Source organism: Mesorhizobium sp. B4-1-3, assembly GCF_006439355.1.
Lineage (GTDB): Bacteria > Pseudomonadota > Alphaproteobacteria > Rhizobiales > Rhizobiaceae > Mesorhizobium.
This window is the reverse complement of the sequence record NZ_VFTG01000038.1, coordinates 1-16,828: the sequence shown is the minus strand read 5'-3', so window position 1 is coordinate 16,828 and position 16,828 is coordinate 1. Positions and strand designations below refer to the sequence as shown.

Below are 16,828 nucleotides of genomic sequence, written 5' to 3'. Positions count from 1 at the left end.
CGGCGCTGGCGCGATTGCAGATTTCTCGCGCGAGGGCGCAAGACCAGCGTCTTCTCCCTTGAAACACTATAGAGCGCGGGTTCGGGAAAACTCGTTTTAGCGACTGACCGCTTCGTGGTCGTAGCGTTCCCAACCTTTCGGGCCGAGATGCTCCTGCGGCATGAAGCGCATCTTATAATTCATCTTGCGCGAGCCGTTGACCCAGTAGCCGAGATAGACGTGTGGCAGGCCCATCGCCTTGGCGCGGGCGATGTGATCGAGGATCATGAAAGTACCGAGCGAGCGGTCCTCGAAGTCGGGATTGAAGTAGGAATAGACCATCGACAGGCCATCGGCCATCTTGTCGGTGAGCGCGACGGCGATCAGCTCGCCATGGCCCTTGCCGGTGATGAAAGTGTCGGGGCCGCGCCGCCGGTATTCGATGATCTTGGTGTCGACATGGGTGTCTTCCACCATCATCGCATAGTCGAGCACGGTCATGTCCGACATGCCGCCGCGACGGTGGCGGGCGTCGAGATAGGCGCGGAAGAGCGAATATTGCTCGGTCGAGGGCTGCGCGTCATGCATGGCGCCGACCAGGTCGGCATTGCGCTGGACGACGCGGCGCATGTTGCGGCTGGGATCGAATTCCTGCGCCAGGATGCGCACCGAGACACAGGCGCGGCACGATTCGCAGGCTGGGCGGTAAGCGATGTTCTGTGAGCGCCGGAAGCCGCCTTGCGTGAGCAGGTCGTTCATCTCCGGCGCCTTGTCGCCGACAAGGTGCGTGAACACCTTGCGCTCGAACTGTCCCTCCAGATAGGGACATGGTGACGGCGCGGTCAGGAAGAACTGCGGCGACTGGGTCGGATGCTGCGTCATCTAATCTTGGAAACGCTCCTGCGAATCGCCCTACCTTTGGCCCGGCCGGCAAAAATTTCAACAGGATTGTGCTGACGCGACGGCCTGGACCTGTTCATATTTTAGCACGGGCGGCGCTGCGGTTTGATCCGCGCGGCCCTGGACGCCGTCAGATATCGGTGCGGGTGACTACGGTGCCGAGCAAAAGGTCGTGCAGCGTGCGCTTGCGGTCGGAGAACAGCGTGACCAGAAGCACCAGCGGCGTCAGGATGACGTTGCCGGCCCAGAACAGCAGCGAGTGAACCACAGCCGTCATGCCGTCGATGCGGCTGCCGTCGAGCTTCTCCAGGCGGATGCCCATGATCTTCATGCCGGTCGTCGCCTGGTCGCGGCTGCCCAGCGTGTTCCAGATATAGAGGATGGCGACCATCGGCACCAGCATCGAAAACAGCGCCCAGCCGAGTCCGAAGGTCAACAGCCCGAGAATGGCGACCAGGATGGCCAAGGGAATGGTCAGCAGCGCGACGAAGAAATAGTCGAGCAGGAAGGCAAAGATACGCCTTGTCCGAACCCCACGATAAGCGCGGGTGTCCTCGAATCTGGTCGTGATGATCTCGCCGTCCAATACGCGTGTGCTCATGTCCGTTCCTCGATCGCGGCATCCGCGTGATGCCTGCCGCCCTCTCAAATGGTGAGAGCGGCCCGGAATTCAAGGAAACATGCCGTCGGCGGACCGGCGCGACGTCAGAAAATGCCGGGGCAAAGCCTATAGCGGACCCGCCCGAGATAGTCGCGATACTCCTGCGTCAGCGCCAGGATACGTTCCTCGCGCAGGATGCGATGGATCTGGAACAGGGTGATGATCGCATAGACGGTGAAATTGTAGACCGAGAAGCTCGACAGCAGGAAAAGGATGTGCCCCGCCAGATAGCCGGCATAGATCGGGTGGCGAACGAAACGGTAAGCGCCGCCGGTGACGACGCCGCGATTGGCAGGCAGGATGGCGAAGGAGCGGCCGAGCGACATCTTGCCCCAAATCACCAGCCATAGCGCCAGGAACTGCAGCGGCGCCGCGATATAAAGCGGGATGATGGCGGTGCCGTCCTGGAGCGAAACGAAGCCCGAGCCGAAACCGGCCGTCAGCGAGATGAATACCGTGAAAGGACTCCAGTCGCGGACAATCGGCCGCCGCGCCAAAAGCAGCCAGATGAAAGTCAGCGCATCTGAGATCATGAGCAGCAGGATATTCAGCCGGCCCGGATCGATGACCAGATGGCGCGCGCCGCGATAGACGAAAATCGCGGCGACCAGCAATGCGATGAACCGGAACAGGCCCTCGCGCAGGTCGGTGATGGCTCCGCTGCTTCGTAATCCGGACCAAAATCCCGTTTCTGCGCCAGCCAGCGCATCACTTTTGGAAATCGCCAACTCTGTTGCCCCAACGGTCCCCTCAGTCAGACCTTTGCACACAAGCCTTGCCGTTGGATTAAGGTTTTCGCCCGCCTTTGGCTGTTCTGGCCGGTTCGCGTCGCTCCAGGAATATCCGAGCAAGGTGTTGCCTGTTGAACATGACATTCTTCCCGGTCTAGCTTGCTGCGGCGCACAACGAGGGACGGGGGACATGGACTACGACATGCTGGTCATCGGCAGCGGCCCTTCGGGACGCCGGGCCGCGGTTCAATCGGCCAAGCTCGGCAAGTCGGTGCTGGTCGTCGACAGGGGGCGGCGCCTGGGCGGCGTCTCGGTGCATACTGGCACCATTCCGTCTAAGACGCTTCGCGAGACGGTGCTCAACCTCTCGGGGTGGCGCGAACGCGGCTTCTACGGACGCGGCTACCGGGTAAAGCAGGACATTTCGATCTCGGATCTGGTCGAGCGGCTGCACAAGACGCTCGACCATGAGGTCGAGGTGCTGCAGCACCAGTTCATGCGCAACACGGTGAGGAGCGCGCGCGCCGCGGTAAAATTCCTTACGCCGAACAAGGTCAGCCTGACCGCCGACAATGGCGACTACAGCGAGGTCGGCTTCGCCAACGCGCTGATTGCCGTCGGCACCAGGCCGCACCGCCCGGCCGACGTGCCCTTCGACAAGAAGCGCGTTTTCGACAGCGACGAGATGCTGGAGCTCCAGCATCTGCCGCGCACGCTGACGGTGATCGGCGCCGGCGTCATCGGCGTCGAATACGCCACCATCTTTTCGGCGCTCGACGTGCCGGTGACACTGGTCGAGCCGCGCAACACCATTCTCGACTTCATCGATCGCGAGATCGTCGACGACTTCATCCACCAGATGCGCGACCGCGGCATGACCATCCGTCTGGGCAGCACGGTGAAGGAGATCGCCTCGAAACCCGACCATGCCGAGGTGACGCTTGCCGATGGCCGCAGTATCCGCTCGGAGATGGTGCTCTACGCCGCCGGCCGCACCGGCAACGTCGCCAGCCTCGGCCTCGACATGGTCGGCATCGAGGCCGACGCCAGAGGCCGCATCAAGGTCGACCCGCAAACCTTTCAGACCAGCGTGCCGAACATCTACGCGTCCGGCGACGTCATCGGCTTCCCGAGCCTCGCCTCGACGTCGATGGAGCAGGGAAGGGTGGCGGCCTGCCACGCCTTCGGCGTCAATCTGCCGCCGCCGCCCGAGAGCTTTCCCTACGGCATCTATGCCGTGCCGGAGATATCGACGGTCGGTCTGTCGGAAGAGCAGGTGCGCGAAAGCGGCGCCGCTTATGAGGTCGGCCTGGCGCGTTTTCGCGAGACCTCGCGCGGCCACATCATGGGCGTCTCGAGCGGTTTCCTGAAGCTGTTGTTCTCGGTTGAGACCCGCCGCCTGCTCGGCGCCCACATCGTCGGCGAGGGCGCCACCGAGCTCATCCATATCGGCCAGGCGGTGATCAACCTCGGCGGCACGGTCGACTTCTTCGTCAACAACACTTTCAACTATCCGACGCTGGCGGAAGCCTACAAGATTGCGGGTTTGGACGCTTGGAACCGGATGGGGCAGGGGTGAGGGCTTTCCACGGGAGGCTGCTTAGATAGCTCCCAACCCGTGCCTGGACATGCTCCCGTCCGTATTGCGACAGTCGACGGGGTGGCGATTGCCGGCACCGAAGCCCGCTTGGCGGGCACGGTCAGGCGATCGCTATAGGAGCTGCCAGCCATTGCCGCACGATCGCGGCGTCCGCATCGCCGAATTCATGACCCGCGGCCACGATGCGCGCATCCACCTCGGCGTGGCGTTCGCTGAACAGCGTCACAAGGGCAGGTGCGAACGGACCGTAGGTCTGGTCGGCGGCGCCGGCGACGATCAGCACCCGTGTGCCGCTAAGATCTGACGTTGGAGGATTGTTGAGCACCGGCATTGCCCGCAGGAGCGCCGCCTGCCGGACCAAGCCGGGATGCAGCAGCATCAGGCTGGACACGACATTGGCGCCGTTCGAGTAGCCAAGGAAGGTCGCACGCTGCAGGTCGAGCCCATGTTGCCGCGCGGCCTCCGTCGCGAACCGGGCATAGGCGGCCGTCTCGGCACGGATGGAGGTTTGCTCGAAACTGGTCGGCGTGATTCGCTCGAACCAGCGAAATCCGTCCTCTTGGCGTATGCGGCCGCGGGCCGCGACGATCACCGAACGCGGCGCGATCTGCATCGCCAGCGGCAGCATCATCGTCTCGTCCACGCCTGACCCGTGCAGCACGAACAGGCACTCGCCGCTTGCGGTTGCGGGCCTTAGCAGACGGTAGGGAAAAGTGAGATCCCCGTGCAGGATGCTGTTTTCGTCACTATATTCGGACACGCTCACATCCATTTGATTCCATGAGAGATTCCTTGATTTGCCGGCTTCAAAACGGAATATTTTCGCGCTCCGCGAAAGTTGATTGAACCAGGCGCATTTCAGTCCGTTTCTGCGCCGATACACTCCCCATGGGAGGAATCGAAGCGGTGCGCCCCGGGGGTCGCATTGCTGGCTATGAACAACCAGCTTTGAGGCCTTTTGTCGATGACCACCCCTGTCCCAAACGATCGCGATAAGCGTGTCGGAGAGCGTGACACACGTATCGACGTGCTGCGCGCGCTCGCGCTGCTCACCATCTTTATCGACCATGTGCCCGGAACGGTCTTCGAGAACTGGACCTACAAGAATTTCGGCTTTTCCGATGCGGCCGAAGCCTTCGTGCTGATTTCCGGGATCTCGGTGGCGCTGGCCTACGGCACGAAGTTCAAGCCGGGCGGCCGATTGCTCGCAACCTTGAAGATGTGGCGGCGCGCCGGCGTGCTCTATATCTCGCACATTGTCATAACGATGGCGGTGATCGCGCTGTTTTGCGCCGCCGCGCTGTTCGTGCACCGGCCGGAAATGCTGACGATGATCAACATCGAGCCCTTGATGCGCAACACACCGCAGGCGTTGCTCGGCATCGTCATGCTTGGCCACCAGCTCGGCTACAACAACATCCTGCCGGTCTATGCGGCGCTGCTTCTGGCGGCGCCTGCTTTCGTGCTGTTCGTCAGCTATCGGCCGGTGCCGGCGCTGATCGTGTCCGGCCTGCTCTGGCTCGCCGCCGGCGTCTGGCAGATCGCGCCGCCGAACTATCCGGAGCCCGGCCTCTGGTTCCTCAACCCATTGTCCTGGCAGTTCCTGTTCAACATCGGCCTTGCCGCCATGCTGCATGTGAAGCGCGGCGGGCGCATCCCCGTCAATCCGTGGCTGCTTGGCGCCGCCGGCATCTACGTGATCGGCGCGGCGATCTGGGTGCACAGCCCGCTATGGGGCCAGATCACCTGGTTCAACCTGCCGGTGGTCATCGGCGGCTTCGACAAGACGTTCCTGTCGCTGCCGCGGCTCTTGCACATCTTGTCGGTCGCCTATCTGATCGTAGGGCTGCCGGCGGTCTCCAACATCTTCCGCGTTCGGCCCGACAACCCTCTGGCGATCCTCGGCAAGCGCTCGCTGCCGGTGTTCATCGCCGGCACGCTGCTGGCCATGGCGGCGCAGGTGCTGAAGCTGATCAACCCGGGCGGCCTTGCCTACGACACGGTGCTGATCGCGGCCGGCATCGCCATGCAACTCGCGCTTGCGCTCTATCTCGAATGGCTTGCCGGCCTCGGCCCGTCCCGCGCCAAGCCGGTGCGCGAGGAGCCTGGGCGTGCGCCGTTCGGCGCGCAACCGGTGAGGGTGGGCGGCTACTGACCGCAGCGCAAGGGACAGGTGCCTGCGTATCCGCGCGGAGCTATCTGAGCCTGTTCAGGCTTTCGGGGCTGGACCGGTCGAGCCTCTGACGATGAACTCGACACCCATCGTCTCGCGGCGCACCGCGCCGTCATGGTCGAGAATCATGCGCGCGGCGCGACGGCCGATCTCGGTGATCGGCTGGGCAATCGTTGTCAGCGGCGGCGTGGATAGCGCGCCGTCCGGCACGCCGTCGAAACCGACGATCGAGACGTCGCCGGGAACGTTGAGACCTCGCGCTTTCAGCCAGTCGATGGCGATGAGGGCCATGCGGTCCGACATCGCCAGGATGGCGGTTGGCCTTTCATCCCTGGCAAAGATTGCCTCCAGGCCGGCTCTGGTGCTTTTTTCCTCGTTCTCGGTCTCATAGACCGGGACAGTCGCCGTATCGATGCCGAAGCGGGAAAGCTCCTCGAAATAGCCGGCAAGGCGATCGCGCGTGCCGGTATAGACCGCGCTGCGCACCACTTCCGGCGTGGCGAAGCCGGTGTGATCGTCGGCGAAGCCGAGCGACAGGACGGCGAAACGGCGATGGCCAAGCTCGGCGAGGTGACGCGCGGCGAGCCGCGCGCCGGCGACATTGTCGACGCCGATCGCCGATACGGTTTCGTCCTGGAAGCCGAGCTCCAGCGCGACGAAGGGCAGCTTGCGCTCGCGCGTCAGGTCGACAAGCCGCGAGCCGCCTTCGATGCAGAACAGCACAAAACCATCGACGAGCGCGCTCTGGATGTTCCAGGCGAGCTTTTCCTGATTGGCGGCCGATACCAGCGCGATGCCCGCGCCGGTGGCGTCGCAGGCTTCCGAAATGCCGGCCATCATCACGCGCGCGAAGGGATCGTCGAAGAAGTAGGAGAGGGGTTCGGTGGTGGCGACGCCGATGGCGTTGACCTTGCCGGCGCGCAGCAGTCGGCCTTTCGGGTCCGGGCCGGCATAGCCCATCTGCTCCGCGATCGCCTTGACCCGCTCGCGCACTTCGGCGCGCACGATCTCGGGCCGGCTGAAAACATTCGAGGCCGTGCCGTGTGAGACACCGGCGGCCTTGGCGATGTCGGCCAGCCTGATCGGTCTTGCCTGGCCTTCGAGGAGTGATGCCATGTCGTTCCTCCGAATCCGGTCACGCGACGAACATGACCGCTGAATTGCCGCCGGTCATCTAACATTTTTGTTGGATCGATTCAAATTTCGCTTGACCCGACGTGATCGAGGGGTATGATTTGAATCGATCCAAGTTCTGCTCCAGGGCGGAGTGGGTTTCGATAGGAGGGTGCCATGCATCCGGTGAGCTATTTGTTCGAGGACGTCTACCGCAACGACTGGGGCATCGTCTCGGCCGCTGTCAGCGAGAAGCGGCGGGGCAGGTCGAGTCCCTGGCGCCGCGAGCCGCGCTTTCTTGTGGAGCGCAAGCGCGGCTGAACCGCCGTCTTTTTCCGCACCTACGTGTTGGGTCGATTCAATTCGAGGAGAAGCTGCTATGCATCCGATTGGTCATCTGTTTCAGGACATCTACCGCAATTATTGGGGCATCACGCCAGGAACCGAGCAGCCTGAACGGCGCCGCGCCAACGACCTGCCCGCGCGCAAGCACAAGCAGCGCGCCACTGAAAAAAGTCGCCGGAAATACCTACGGCCGAGGGCGCCACAGCGCCGAGACGCCGATCGCTATCCAGCCGGCAATCAGCAGGGTACCGCCGATCGGCGCCGACATCGGGAACAGCCGCGAGCCGAGAAAGTCGCGGGCCAAAAGATCGCCGCAGAACAGAAGCAGGCCCGCTAGCAGGACGAGGCTGGCGATCCCGAGGCAGCGGTTGCCGCCGGCGAGGCCGATGGCCAGGAAGGCCGGCGCATGCATCAGCAGGAAATTGGCCGCGGTGCCGGTGAAGGCGCTGCCGCGATGCGCGGCCGCCGCCGACAGCGCTACGCCGGCCGCGCCGACGAACCCAGCTGCCAGCACGAGGATCCGGCTCCAGCCGTTTGAGGTTTGCCCGGTAAGGCTCATCTTGGATGCTCCGTACTGCGGTTGGGTGAGGCGGCCGTCAGGATTCGCCGGCCTCAACCAGCATATGCCGCGCCCGGCGCGACTGGACAATCCAGTTGTAGGCAGCGCCCAGCGCCATCAGCACCGCCGTGCCCAGAAACACCGAGCGCATGCCGAAATGCCCGCCGACGAAGCCGCCGGACAGCGGCCCCGCGACCTGGCCGACATATTGCGCCGAGATCGCCAGGCCAAGCACGTTGCCGCCGATCCCGTCGGGGATGTTGTGCCGGATGACGCTGGTGATGCAGGGCAGCAGTCCGCCCAGCGCTAGGCCCATCAGGAAGCGCAGGCCAATCAATTGCCAGCCATTGGTGACGAAGGCCTGCGGAATGAGCAGTAGGGCCGAGACGGCAAGGGCGCCGACCACGACGTTCCAGTGGCCGACGCGGTCGGCGAGTTTGCCCAGCCAGGATGAAGACAGGATCGTGCCGAGCGCCGCCGCGGACATGACGACGCCCGCGACCATGGTCACCTTGCTCTGGTCCTCGACGAGCTGCTGCACGTAGACTGTGATGATCGGCTCGACCGACATTGTGGCGAAGGCGAGCAGCATGCCGGTGGTCAGCATGGCGACGATCGGCCGCTTGTCGGGGATCTGCGACCAGCCGCTTCTCGGCTTCGCTGTCGAGGCAGGCTCGGGTGCCGGCGGATTTTCCTTGATCAGGAAAGTCGTCGCCAGGAACGCCAGGAAGATCACGCCGCCGGACAGCAGGAAGGTCGCGCGGATGCCGATCAGCGGCGGCAGCAGGCCGCCGAGCAGCGGTCCGACCAGCGAGCCTGCCGTGATGCCCGCCGCCAGCACGCCGAGCGCCCAGCCGGAGCGTTCCTTCGGCGTCTGCATCGCCACCAGGATCGTCGAACCCGAGGAATAGCCGCCGGCAAAACCGATCAGCAGCCGCAGCAGCACCAGCTGCCAGACGCTCTGGACCATGCCGGTCAGCGACATGCAGATCGCCATGCCGAACGAAGCGCGCACCAGCATCAGCTTGCGGCCGTAGCGGTCGCCCAGCCGCCCCCACAAGGGCGCGACCAGCGCCGCCGCGAAGAAGGTCGCGCCATAAGCGATGCCTGACCACTGCACGATCGCTGCGTGGCCCTCGGCGCCGAGCTGCTCGATGTAAAGCGGCAGGAACGGAAGCAGCAGCGTCATGGCGATAAGCGTGCTGAACGAGCCGGCGAAGCAGACGGCGAGGTTGCGCCGCCAATGGATGTTGAAGCCGCTCTGTCCGGATTCGCTGGGCGTCATGTCGCGCGTACCAATGCTAGGGTTGTTATGAATACCGATTTGGGATACCAAGATGGTATCCGTCATGGACCTGGCGGGTGCCGCTGTCAATGCGGCTTTGAAGAGCGGAGCGACAATGTCACAGATGCAGAATGTCGAAAGGCAGCTTCGCGAGATGATCCTCGGGCTGGAGATCGGTCCAGGCGAACGTTTGACCGAGCGTTGGATCGAGAGCCGGTTCGGCGCGTCGCGCACGCCGGTGCGGGCGGCGCTGCTGCGTCTGGAAACCGAAGGGCTGATCGGCCGCGACGGTCGCGGCTGGACGGTCGCGCCGATCAATCTTGCCGAGCTCGGGCAGATCGCCGTCTATCGCGAGGCCGTCGAGGTGGCCGCGGTTCGCCTGACGGCGGCGCTCGAAGACCGTAGCGGGATCGAGGTGATCGCGGCGATGCTCGATTCCTGCGACGCCGAGACGCCACGCGAGGAATGGCATCGCGTCGGAATGGATTTCCACATCGAATTGGCGAGGCTTTCCGGCAACGAGTTCCTGCTCAGGGCGGTACGCGATGCGATGACGAGGCTGTCGCGCGCGCGTTGGTTGGAGGTGCGGGATGAAAAGGCGCTCGGCCGCGCCTGGGCCGAGCACCACGCCATCCTCGCCGCTGTCAGGAAGGGCGATGCCGATGAAGCGGCAGGGCTGCTTTCGGCTCACATCGTGGGCAGTCGCGATCGGCTTGTCAGCTCCTTGCATGCCGACCGGCGCGGCTTGCGCGCCAGAGGGTTCGCCGTCGTCGCCGCGTAAGTTGTCCTGTGGCCATTCGCATTAGCGGCTTGCAACATGAACGGGAGAATGCTGTAGGAGACGAGGGGATTAAGGCTGACTACCGTTGACCATTTTGCTGAACCCGCGGACGCATGGCCTCACTCTCACGAACCGCCGCAAAGCTGTTCTACTACGCGCGCAATTTCGCGCGTGACCGCGCACCGCAATCGCTGTTCCGCGACCGCCTGGCCAGCCGGCTTGAGCAGGCAAGGCTTTCGGGCAAGACGGTCCGCGAGAGACTGAACTATTACAACAAGCTGGAACAGCCGTTCGTGCCCAGTCCGGACGCCATAGCCATCGGCAAGCTGCCGACCTCTTCCAGCATGTATTATTACGACCTCAAGGAATTCGCCCGCTATTTCGATCCCGGCCTGCTGATCGACTTCGAGTTCGGCGACGTCGTCGGCGTTCCGGAGCTCCCGAGGATCGTCAAGGACCGGCCCATCGGCGACGACAATGCGAACGGCGTGCTGATGAAGCTGAACAAGTTCCGTCACTTCTACATGCCGCCCGACAAGCTGTCTTTCGCCGACAAGCGCCCGATGGTGGTCTGGCGCGGTCATCTCAACAATCCGCTTCGCACCCGCTTCGTGGAAAAAGCCGCCAACCTGCCGATTTGCGATGCGGGTTCCCACAGGGCCAACGCGCCGGACGGATACCGCAAGCCGTTCCTGAATATCGAGCAGCAGCGCCGCTATCGCTACATCGTCTCGCTGGAGGGCAATGACGTCGCGACGAACCTGAAATGGATCATGAGCTCCAATTCGCTCTGCCTGATGCCGGAACCGACCTACGAAACCTGGTTTGCGGAAGCCCGGGTCGAGCCCAACGTGCACTACGTGTCGCTGCAGCCGGATTTCTCCGATCTTGTCGACAAGGTGGCCTATTTCGAAAATGTCGAGACTTTCAAGCCGGATCGGCCGAGCGTGCGGTATTCCATGTAGGTCCTCGCGATGAAGGTGAAGAATGGGGCAGAGAAGGGTGGTGTGCAGCCTGAATGGCGCGGTCGTTTTGTAGGGCAATTTGATTGGCTTGTCGCCTTGCCACGCCGACAGCGAGGACATGCGACCGTTTCGACACACCATGCTTCACAGAAACAGGGCGACCTGCTTGACGCGGCGTGCTATGATTTTTAGAACGAAAAGGGAACGAAGGGTGATTCCTTGCTGACGTATGTCCGGACAAGTCTTTTTGACTCCCCCGCTCAAACCCTTGTGAATACCGTCAATATCGTCGGTGTCATGGGCAAGGGTATCGCGCTCGAATTCAAAGAGCGATATCCAGATATGTTCAAAGCTTACAAGAAGCTTTGCGATAGCCACTCGCTTGGCATTGGGAAGCTACATCTATGGCGCGCGTCCGACCATTGGATTTTGAATTTTCCGACTAAGACGACATGGCGGCAGCCATCCAAGTTGGAGTTTATCGAAGCAGGGCTTGAAACTTTCCAGCGGTCTTACAAGCAGATGGGAATCGCCTCGATTTCATTTCCACCGTTAGGTTGCGGTAACGGCAACCTCAATTGGCACGAGGTTCGGCCTCTTATGGAACGATATCTTTCGAAGGTTGAAATTCCGGTCTATGTGCATGATCGGCAAGTGCCGAAGGCATTCGTAGTCGAACACAATAACCCGGACCAGAAACGTGTTCCCATCAGCTTTAATGAGTTCCGACACGATATCATGTCAAGGATTGAGAAGGGTAACAATTTCTCTACTCTTCGAAAGACGTCGGAGTTCGTCGCTCGCTGGGTCGATGATGGTGATATATTAATTGAAAGATCGACCGGTCGTACCGAGATGATCGACCATGAGCTGGTTGAGGCTGCTTGGTCTTCGCTTCAAAACGGCATGTTTACTGCCGAACAATTCGCTGATGAGCCGTCAAAAAAGCTTAAGTCTTACCTTTTTCCGATCCTCGCATCTTTGCCGTACGTTAAGGTTGCGGAGATAAGTAAACCCGGTTGGCCTGAATCGAATCCAGGTCACGCTTTGTACATCAGTCGCGAAGATCGAAAGAGCGGCCCTCAAATGGACACTGTGCCTTCCGGGCACGGGGCGCAAACGTGCCTATCACTCTAGCGCGAGCGGAACGACACGTTAAAGAGCAGGCATCTCGCCTTACTGCAAATCGGTCTCGGTGGCCTCATTTTTTATATCATGCTTGCGACGTTACGACGGCGGTCAACATCGTTCGTCACAATGAGCTGCGAAGCAGAAACGAAGCGGCCGACTTCCTCGACGTCGCGAACGGTGGGGCCTTAAACATATTTGATGGCGCCCATTCATGCGCACGACTCTATTTTCGACCTAAGAACGGATTTCACTTCCGGACCGAAGGCATAAAATGCATTGCCGACCAGTGGCGTCTTCCGAACCACATGTCTATTCCTGTCATGTTTTTGTTCGACTTCGTTTCAGTCATAACACTTCCAGGAGCCAAGTTTAGCAACGGGAACGTGCAGCGAGCAAAGATGTTTCTCGACGGCGACGCTTCGTTCAACCAGCTGGACTTCGACGCGGTTTATCACGACGCCCCTACCACCCCTGACAATAAAGAATATATCACAAACATGCGGATGTCCGAGGTGAGCGTAGAGGGTCGAGTCCCGCTGGCCCCGCATCTGCGGGCGATCGTCTTTAGGACGCAGTCGGACATGCGTACGTTTGAATACCTACTTGAAATGGCGGGTATACATTGCCCCTATAAGCTTCTTGTTGAACGCGCCCGTGGGACGCTTTTCCTGGCCAGGGCACTTTATCTGAATGACCTCAGCTTCGCCGGGAACACGATAAGCCTGACATTTAACTTTCCAACCGACTTCTCTCCTCCAGACCGGATATTCAAGGTCTACATCAACCAGACAGTCGGCCATATTAGTAACACCTACGATAAGTCGGTCGAGTTGCGCGCTCCCACGTTTAACGTGACAAACTATAATCCAGACAAGTCTGGGGTCTGGTTGATCAGGCTGGAAGACCAGCTCGCTTTCAGAGGTCGTCTTCAGGCTGAACCGTCCGAACTCTTCTAGGCAGATTGCTGGCTATGGCCAGGGGCGGTGGTGGTTAAAACGACGCTTGAACCCGATGCGTAAACGAACTTCCTCAATTGGTTAGTCAGGGTCGGCAGGGAACGACTTTCACAGCGATGCAATCGGCCATGATCCTTGGGTTGGCCGATAAGCTATTATCGTCGCTTGCAATAAAACCGTCATTGCGCCTCTGTATCTCAGTCGGGCTTACGGAGTGGCGTGTCCGGCCGGAGCCGCGGCGCATTTCGAAGCGATGATGGCTGACAGGCAGACGGAGCTGCGCGATGAATGACTCGAAACCGAATTCCGGGGCGAAGGACTGGCTCGAAGCCGAACTGGAGGACACGCTCGACGAGGACTATGAACTGGAGCTTTCCGAACCGGCGCTCTCGCTGGAGATCGCCAAGATCTACAAGAAGTCGCACCCGCCTTCCATCGAGCGGATGACATATTTCCGCGAGCTGCTCAGGCTGCAATCCGAGCTGATCAAGCTGCAGTCATGGGTCGCCTACCACAAGAAGAAGCTGGTGGTGGTCTTCGAGGGCCGCGACTCCGCCGGCAAGGGCGGCGTCATCAAGCGCATCACGCAGCGGCTCAATCCGCGCATCGCCCGCGTCGTGGCGTTGCCGGCGCCGACGGAGCGCGAGAAGTCGCAATGGTATTTCCAGCGCTACGTGCCGCATCTGCCGGCGGGCGGCGAGATCGTGCTGTTCGACCGCTCTTGGTACAACCGCTCCGGCGTCGAGCGCGTGATGGGCTTTGCCACGCCGGAACAGGTGGAGGAGTTCTTCCATGACGTGCCGGAATTCGAGCGCATGCTGGTCCGCTCCGGCATCACGCTGGTGAAATACTGGTTCTCGATCACCGACGAGGAGCAGCAGATGCGCTTTTTGATGCGCATCCACGATCCGATGAAGCAGTGGAAGCTCTCGCCCATGGACCTGCAGTCGCGCGTGCGCTGGGAGCAATACACCAAGGCCAAGGAAGAGACCTTCGCCCGCACCAACATCAAGGAAGCGCCCTGGTTCATCGTCGAGGGCAACGACAAGAAGCGCGCGCGGCTGAACTGCATCGACCATCTGTTGCAGCAGATGTCGTATGAGGAGGTTCCGCACGAGGACATCACGCTGCCCGAACGTGTGTTCAACCCCGACTACGAGCGCCAGGTGCTGCCGCGCGAGCTTTATGTGCCGCAGAAGTATTGAGCACTTTTCCTTCTCCCCGTTCCACGGGGAGAAGGTGCCCGAAGGGCGGATGAGGGGTAGCGCCGGCGCCGACGATTGAGCTGCAATTCGTTGCGCAGGCCGGGTAGCCTGTTGTTAATCTCAACCGGCAGCGCTGCCCCTCATTGCCCTGCCGGGCATTTCTCCCCGTATAGTGACGGGGAGAAAAAGCTGTAACTACGCCCGCCCGATCATCACATGCGTCGCATCGGCGGTCGCCACCTGCCCGGTGCAACGGTATCCCAGCTTCAGCATATCGAGACCGGCGAACAGATGCTCGCCCGAGCCGAGCAGGACAGGCGAGATCGCCAAGTGCATCTCGTCGATCAGGCTCTCCTGCAGATATTGCCGGACCGTCGAGACACCGCCGCCAACGCGCACGTCCTTGTCGCCGGCGGCCGCCTTCGCCTGCTCGAGCGCCGAATGGATGCCGTCGGTGACGAAGTAAAAGGTCGTGCCGCCTTCCATCTCGATCGGCGCGCGTTTGTGATGCGTCAGAATAAAGGTCGGCACGTGATAGGGTGGGTTAGCGCCCCACCAGCCTTTCCAATCGTCGTCCGGCCATTCGCCGCGGCTCGGTGCGAACATGTTGCGGCCGAGGATCCAGGCGCCGACATTCTCGAAGCTGCGCACGGCAAAATCGTCATCGGTATCCGTCGTCCCGCCCTCCTTGCCGATCATCTGATGGAATGAGCGGGTTTTGATCATCCATTTGTGCAGGTTTTCGCCGCCGACGCCGAGCGGATGATCAAGGCTCTGGTCGGGGCCGGCGCCGTAACCGTCGAGCGAGAGCGTAAAACAATTAACTCGGAGCTTGGACACGGGCTTCCTCCTGATCAGTTGTGATAGGCAAGCGGAATAGCTTAACTGATTGCATTTTGCAATCGGTATTCTCCGGGCGAACAAAATCCGCCCGGCAGAATAGGCCGGCCGGTCATCCAGCAGCATCAGATCAGTCGGGGAAGGGACGCTATCCCTTCAGCATCTGCGCCACCACCGGCGCGAAATAAGTCAGCACGCCGTCGCAGCCCGCCCGCTTCAGCGAAAGCAGCGATTCCAGCATCGCCTTTTCGCCGTCGATCCAGCCATTGGCCGCGGCTGCCTTGATCATCGAATATTCGCCGGACACCTGATAGGCGAAGGTCGGCATCTGGAGTTCGTCCTTCAGCCGGCGGATGATGTCGAGATAGGGCAGGCCAGGCTTCACCATCAGCATGTCGGCGCCTTCGGCGAGATCCTGCTCGGCCTCGCGCACCGCCTCGTCCGAATTGGCATGGTCGATGTAATAAGTCTTTTTGTCGCCCTTGAGCAGACCGGCTGTGCCGACCGCCTCGCGATAGGGCCCGTAGAACGCCGAGGCGAACTTCGTCGCGTAGGACATGATCGCCACGTCCTGAAAACCATTGGCGTCGAGCGCGTCGCGGATGGCGCCGATGCGGCCGTCCATCATGTCCGAAGGCGCGATGATGTCGGCGCCGGCCGCCGCTTGGATGACCGCCGCGGCGGCGACCTGCTCCACCGTTTCGTCATTGACGATGATGCCGTCGCGCAGGATCCCGTCATGGCCGTGGCTGGTGAACGGGTCGAGCGCGGCATCGGTGATGATGCCGATCTCCGGCACCGCGTCCTTGATGGCGCGCGTGGCGCGGTTGATGACGTTGGCAGGGTCGAGGATGTGCGAGCCGGTCTGGTCGCGCAGCGCAAGCTCGACATTGGGGAAGGTGGCGATGGCCGGAATGCCGAGCTTGGCGGCGCGCTCGGCTTCCTTCACCGCGAGGTCGACGGAGAGGCGATGGACGTCGGGCATGGCGGCGATCGGCTCACGCGTGTTCTTGCCGTCGACGACGAAGATCGGCCAGATCAGGTCGTTCACCGAAAGCTGATTCTCCTGCACCAGGCGGCGCGACCAGTCGGCCTTGCGCATGCGCCTCAGGCGCCGGCTGCCGGTGATCTCGTCGACGCTGCGCGCGCCGGCAGGCTTTGCGGGGGTGAATTTGTTCATGGCCGAAACTCTCTTTTGGGCCGGCTTTTACCACGCGTCTCCATCGCTGACCAATGCGACACGATTGTGCCAACGACGAAGCGCGAGGTTCCTCGCCCCACGAAAGTGGGGAGAGCGACTATCTGGCGTGTCAAGTTGCATTTGCGAACTCGGTTCTCGCGTCGCGTGCCTTTGCGTTGAGGATGACGAGAAGTTTTCTGGCGAGTGCGATGCGGATGAGCATTTTGGGCTTTCCCGCCTGCTGCAACCGTTGAGCGAACGCTTTGAGATGCGGATCGAACTTGGCGACGATGGCCGCGACGACAAAGAGGATGCCACGCGGCCCGGCTCGTCCGCCGCGCACATGCCTGTTGCCGGCGCGCCTGCCGCTGTCGTTGGCGATAGGGGCGAGGCCCGCCAGCTTGGTGATGGCCTTGTTGGAGAT

General features: G+C 61.7%; 18 protein-coding genes. 8 read left to right on the top strand and 10 right to left on the bottom strand.

Going from position 1 to position 16,828, the window contains the following annotated elements:
* Window positions 1-96: 96 nt before the first annotated feature.
* From FJW06_RS27905 to FJW06_RS27895, 3 genes are all read right to left on the bottom strand, one after another.
* Window positions 97-861, bottom strand: a complete 765-nt coding sequence (locus FJW06_RS27905) for an arginyltransferase (protein ID WP_140756606.1) — start codon at window positions 859-861, stop codon at window positions 97-99.
* A 148-nt stretch (window positions 862-1,009) separates the two neighbouring features.
* Complete coding sequence (locus FJW06_RS27900) at window positions 1,010-1,480, bottom strand: RDD family protein (protein WP_140756604.1); 471 nt, start codon at window positions 1,478-1,480, stop codon at window positions 1,010-1,012.
* A 104-nt stretch (window positions 1,481-1,584) separates the two neighbouring features.
* Entirely contained in the window at window positions 1,585-2,268 is a 684-nt protein-coding gene (locus FJW06_RS27895; protein WP_246674892.1) for an isoprenylcysteine carboxylmethyltransferase family protein, read from the bottom strand.
* Window positions 2,269-2,461: 193 nt separating this feature from the next.
* Here FJW06_RS27895 and sthA point away from each other — a divergent pair, with 193 nt between their 5' ends.
* On the top strand, window positions 2,462-3,850 hold the full coding sequence (gene sthA, locus FJW06_RS27890) for a Si-specific NAD(P)(+) transhydrogenase (RefSeq protein WP_140756601.1): 1,389 nt from the start codon (window positions 2,462-2,464) through the stop codon (window positions 3,848-3,850).
* A 121-nt stretch (window positions 3,851-3,971) separates the two neighbouring features.
* Here sthA and FJW06_RS27885 read toward each other — a convergent pair whose 3' ends face one another.
* Window positions 3,972-4,631, bottom strand: a complete 660-nt coding sequence (locus tag FJW06_RS27885) for an alpha/beta hydrolase (RefSeq protein ID WP_246674894.1) — start codon at window positions 4,629-4,631, stop codon at window positions 3,972-3,974.
* A 204-nt stretch (window positions 4,632-4,835) separates the two neighbouring features.
* On the opposite strand from FJW06_RS27885, the gene opgC reads away from it, so the two are divergent.
* Window positions 4,836-6,026, top strand: coding sequence for an OpgC domain-containing protein (opgC, locus tag FJW06_RS27880; RefSeq protein WP_140756598.1), 1,191 nt, complete (start codon window positions 4,836-4,838; stop codon window positions 6,024-6,026).
* A 54-nt stretch (window positions 6,027-6,080) separates the two neighbouring features.
* Here the strand turns inward: opgC and FJW06_RS27875 are convergent, their stop codons facing one another.
* Entirely contained in the window at window positions 6,081-7,160 is a 1,080-nt protein-coding gene (locus FJW06_RS27875; protein ID WP_140756596.1) for a LacI family DNA-binding transcriptional regulator, read from the bottom strand.
* 174 nt (window positions 7,161-7,334) lie between these two features.
* Here FJW06_RS27875 and FJW06_RS30325 point away from each other — a divergent pair, with 174 nt between their 5' ends.
* Window positions 7,335-7,478: a hypothetical protein gene (locus tag FJW06_RS30325; protein WP_181178635.1), complete on the top strand. Its 144-nt coding sequence runs from the start codon at window positions 7,335-7,337 to the stop codon at window positions 7,476-7,478.
* 208 nt (window positions 7,479-7,686) lie between these two features.
* On the opposite strand, the gene FJW06_RS27870 is transcribed toward FJW06_RS30325, so the two are convergent.
* A complete protein-coding gene (locus FJW06_RS27870; protein WP_140756595.1) occupies window positions 7,687-8,061 on the bottom strand; it encodes a DUF423 domain-containing protein in 375 nt (124 codons plus the stop codon).
* A gap of 37 nt (window positions 8,062-8,098) precedes the next feature.
* Window positions 8,099-9,346: an MFS transporter gene (locus tag FJW06_RS27865; RefSeq protein ID WP_140756593.1), complete on the bottom strand. Its 1,248-nt coding sequence runs from the start codon at window positions 9,344-9,346 to the stop codon at window positions 8,099-8,101.
* 115 nt (window positions 9,347-9,461) lie between these two features.
* Here FJW06_RS27865 and FJW06_RS27860 point away from each other — a divergent pair, with 115 nt between their 5' ends.
* The 5 genes from FJW06_RS27860 (at window position 9,462) to ppk2 (ending at window position 14,384) form a co-directional block, all read left to right on the top strand.
* Window positions 9,462-10,127, top strand: a complete 666-nt coding sequence (locus FJW06_RS27860) for a GntR family transcriptional regulator (RefSeq protein ID WP_140756591.1) — start codon at window positions 9,462-9,464, stop codon at window positions 10,125-10,127.
* Between the two features lie 113 nt (window positions 10,128-10,240).
* Window positions 10,241-11,092, top strand: a complete 852-nt coding sequence (locus FJW06_RS27855) for a glycosyl transferase family 90 (RefSeq protein ID WP_140756589.1) — start codon at window positions 10,241-10,243, stop codon at window positions 11,090-11,092.
* Between the two features lie 219 nt (window positions 11,093-11,311).
* A complete protein-coding gene (locus tag FJW06_RS27850; RefSeq protein WP_140756587.1) occupies window positions 11,312-12,229 on the top strand; it encodes a macro domain-containing protein in 918 nt (305 codons plus the stop codon).
* Window positions 12,214-13,179: a DarT ssDNA thymidine ADP-ribosyltransferase family protein gene (locus tag FJW06_RS27845; RefSeq protein ID WP_181178633.1), complete on the top strand. Its 966-nt coding sequence runs from the start codon at window positions 12,214-12,216 to the stop codon at window positions 13,177-13,179. Before FJW06_RS27850 ends, FJW06_RS27845 begins: the two co-directional genes overlap by 16 nt.
* 284 nt (window positions 13,180-13,463) lie before the next feature.
* Complete coding sequence (gene ppk2, locus FJW06_RS27840) at window positions 13,464-14,384, top strand: polyphosphate kinase 2 (protein WP_140756583.1); 921 nt, start codon at window positions 13,464-13,466, stop codon at window positions 14,382-14,384.
* 195 nt (window positions 14,385-14,579) lie between these two features.
* On the opposite strand, the gene FJW06_RS27835 is transcribed toward ppk2, so the two are convergent.
* The 3 genes from FJW06_RS27835 to FJW06_RS27825 form a co-directional block, all read right to left on the bottom strand.
* Window positions 14,580-15,224, bottom strand: coding sequence for a dihydrofolate reductase family protein (locus FJW06_RS27835; protein ID WP_140756581.1), 645 nt, complete (start codon window positions 15,222-15,224; stop codon window positions 14,580-14,582).
* 148 nt (window positions 15,225-15,372) lie between these two features.
* Window positions 15,373-16,404, bottom strand: coding sequence for a porphobilinogen synthase (gene hemB / locus FJW06_RS27830; protein WP_140756579.1), 1,032 nt, complete (start codon window positions 16,402-16,404; stop codon window positions 15,373-15,375).
* Between the two features lie 130 nt (window positions 16,405-16,534).
* The coding region (locus FJW06_RS27825) for a transposase (protein WP_140756577.1) at window positions 16,535-16,828 on the bottom strand (294 nt) is incomplete at its 5' end.

Coding starts and splice junctions, on each gene's coding strand:
- FJW06_RS27905 (WP_140756606.1), bottom strand. CDS start 861: ATGACGCAGCATCCGACCCAGTCGCCGCAGTTCTTCCTGACCGCGCCG.
- FJW06_RS27900 (WP_140756604.1), bottom strand. CDS start 1,480: ATGAGCACACGCGTATTGGACGGCGAGATCATCACGACCAGATTCGAG.
- sthA (WP_140756601.1), top strand. CDS start 2,462: ATGGACTACGACATGCTGGTCATCGGCAGCGGCCCTTCGGGACGCCGG.
- opgC (WP_140756598.1), top strand. CDS start 4,836: ATGACCACCCCTGTCCCAAACGATCGCGATAAGCGTGTCGGAGAGCGT.
- FJW06_RS27875 (WP_140756596.1), bottom strand. CDS start 7,160: ATGGCATCACTCCTCGAAGGCCAGGCAAGACCGATCAGGCTGGCCGAC.
- FJW06_RS30325 (WP_181178635.1), top strand. CDS start 7,335: ATGCATCCGGTGAGCTATTTGTTCGAGGACGTCTACCGCAACGACTGG.
- FJW06_RS27870 (WP_140756595.1), bottom strand. CDS start 8,061: ATGAGCCTTACCGGGCAAACCTCAAACGGCTGGAGCCGGATCCTCGTG.
- FJW06_RS27865 (WP_140756593.1), bottom strand. CDS start 9,346: ATGACGCCCAGCGAATCCGGACAGAGCGGCTTCAACATCCATTGGCGG.
- FJW06_RS27860 (WP_140756591.1), top strand. CDS start 9,462: ATGTCACAGATGCAGAATGTCGAAAGGCAGCTTCGCGAGATGATCCTC.
- FJW06_RS27855 (WP_140756589.1), top strand. CDS start 10,241: ATGGCCTCACTCTCACGAACCGCCGCAAAGCTGTTCTACTACGCGCGC.
- ppk2 (WP_140756583.1), top strand. CDS start 13,464: ATGAATGACTCGAAACCGAATTCCGGGGCGAAGGACTGGCTCGAAGCC.
- hemB (WP_140756579.1), bottom strand. CDS start 16,404: ATGAACAAATTCACCCCCGCAAAGCCTGCCGGCGCGCGCAGCGTCGAC.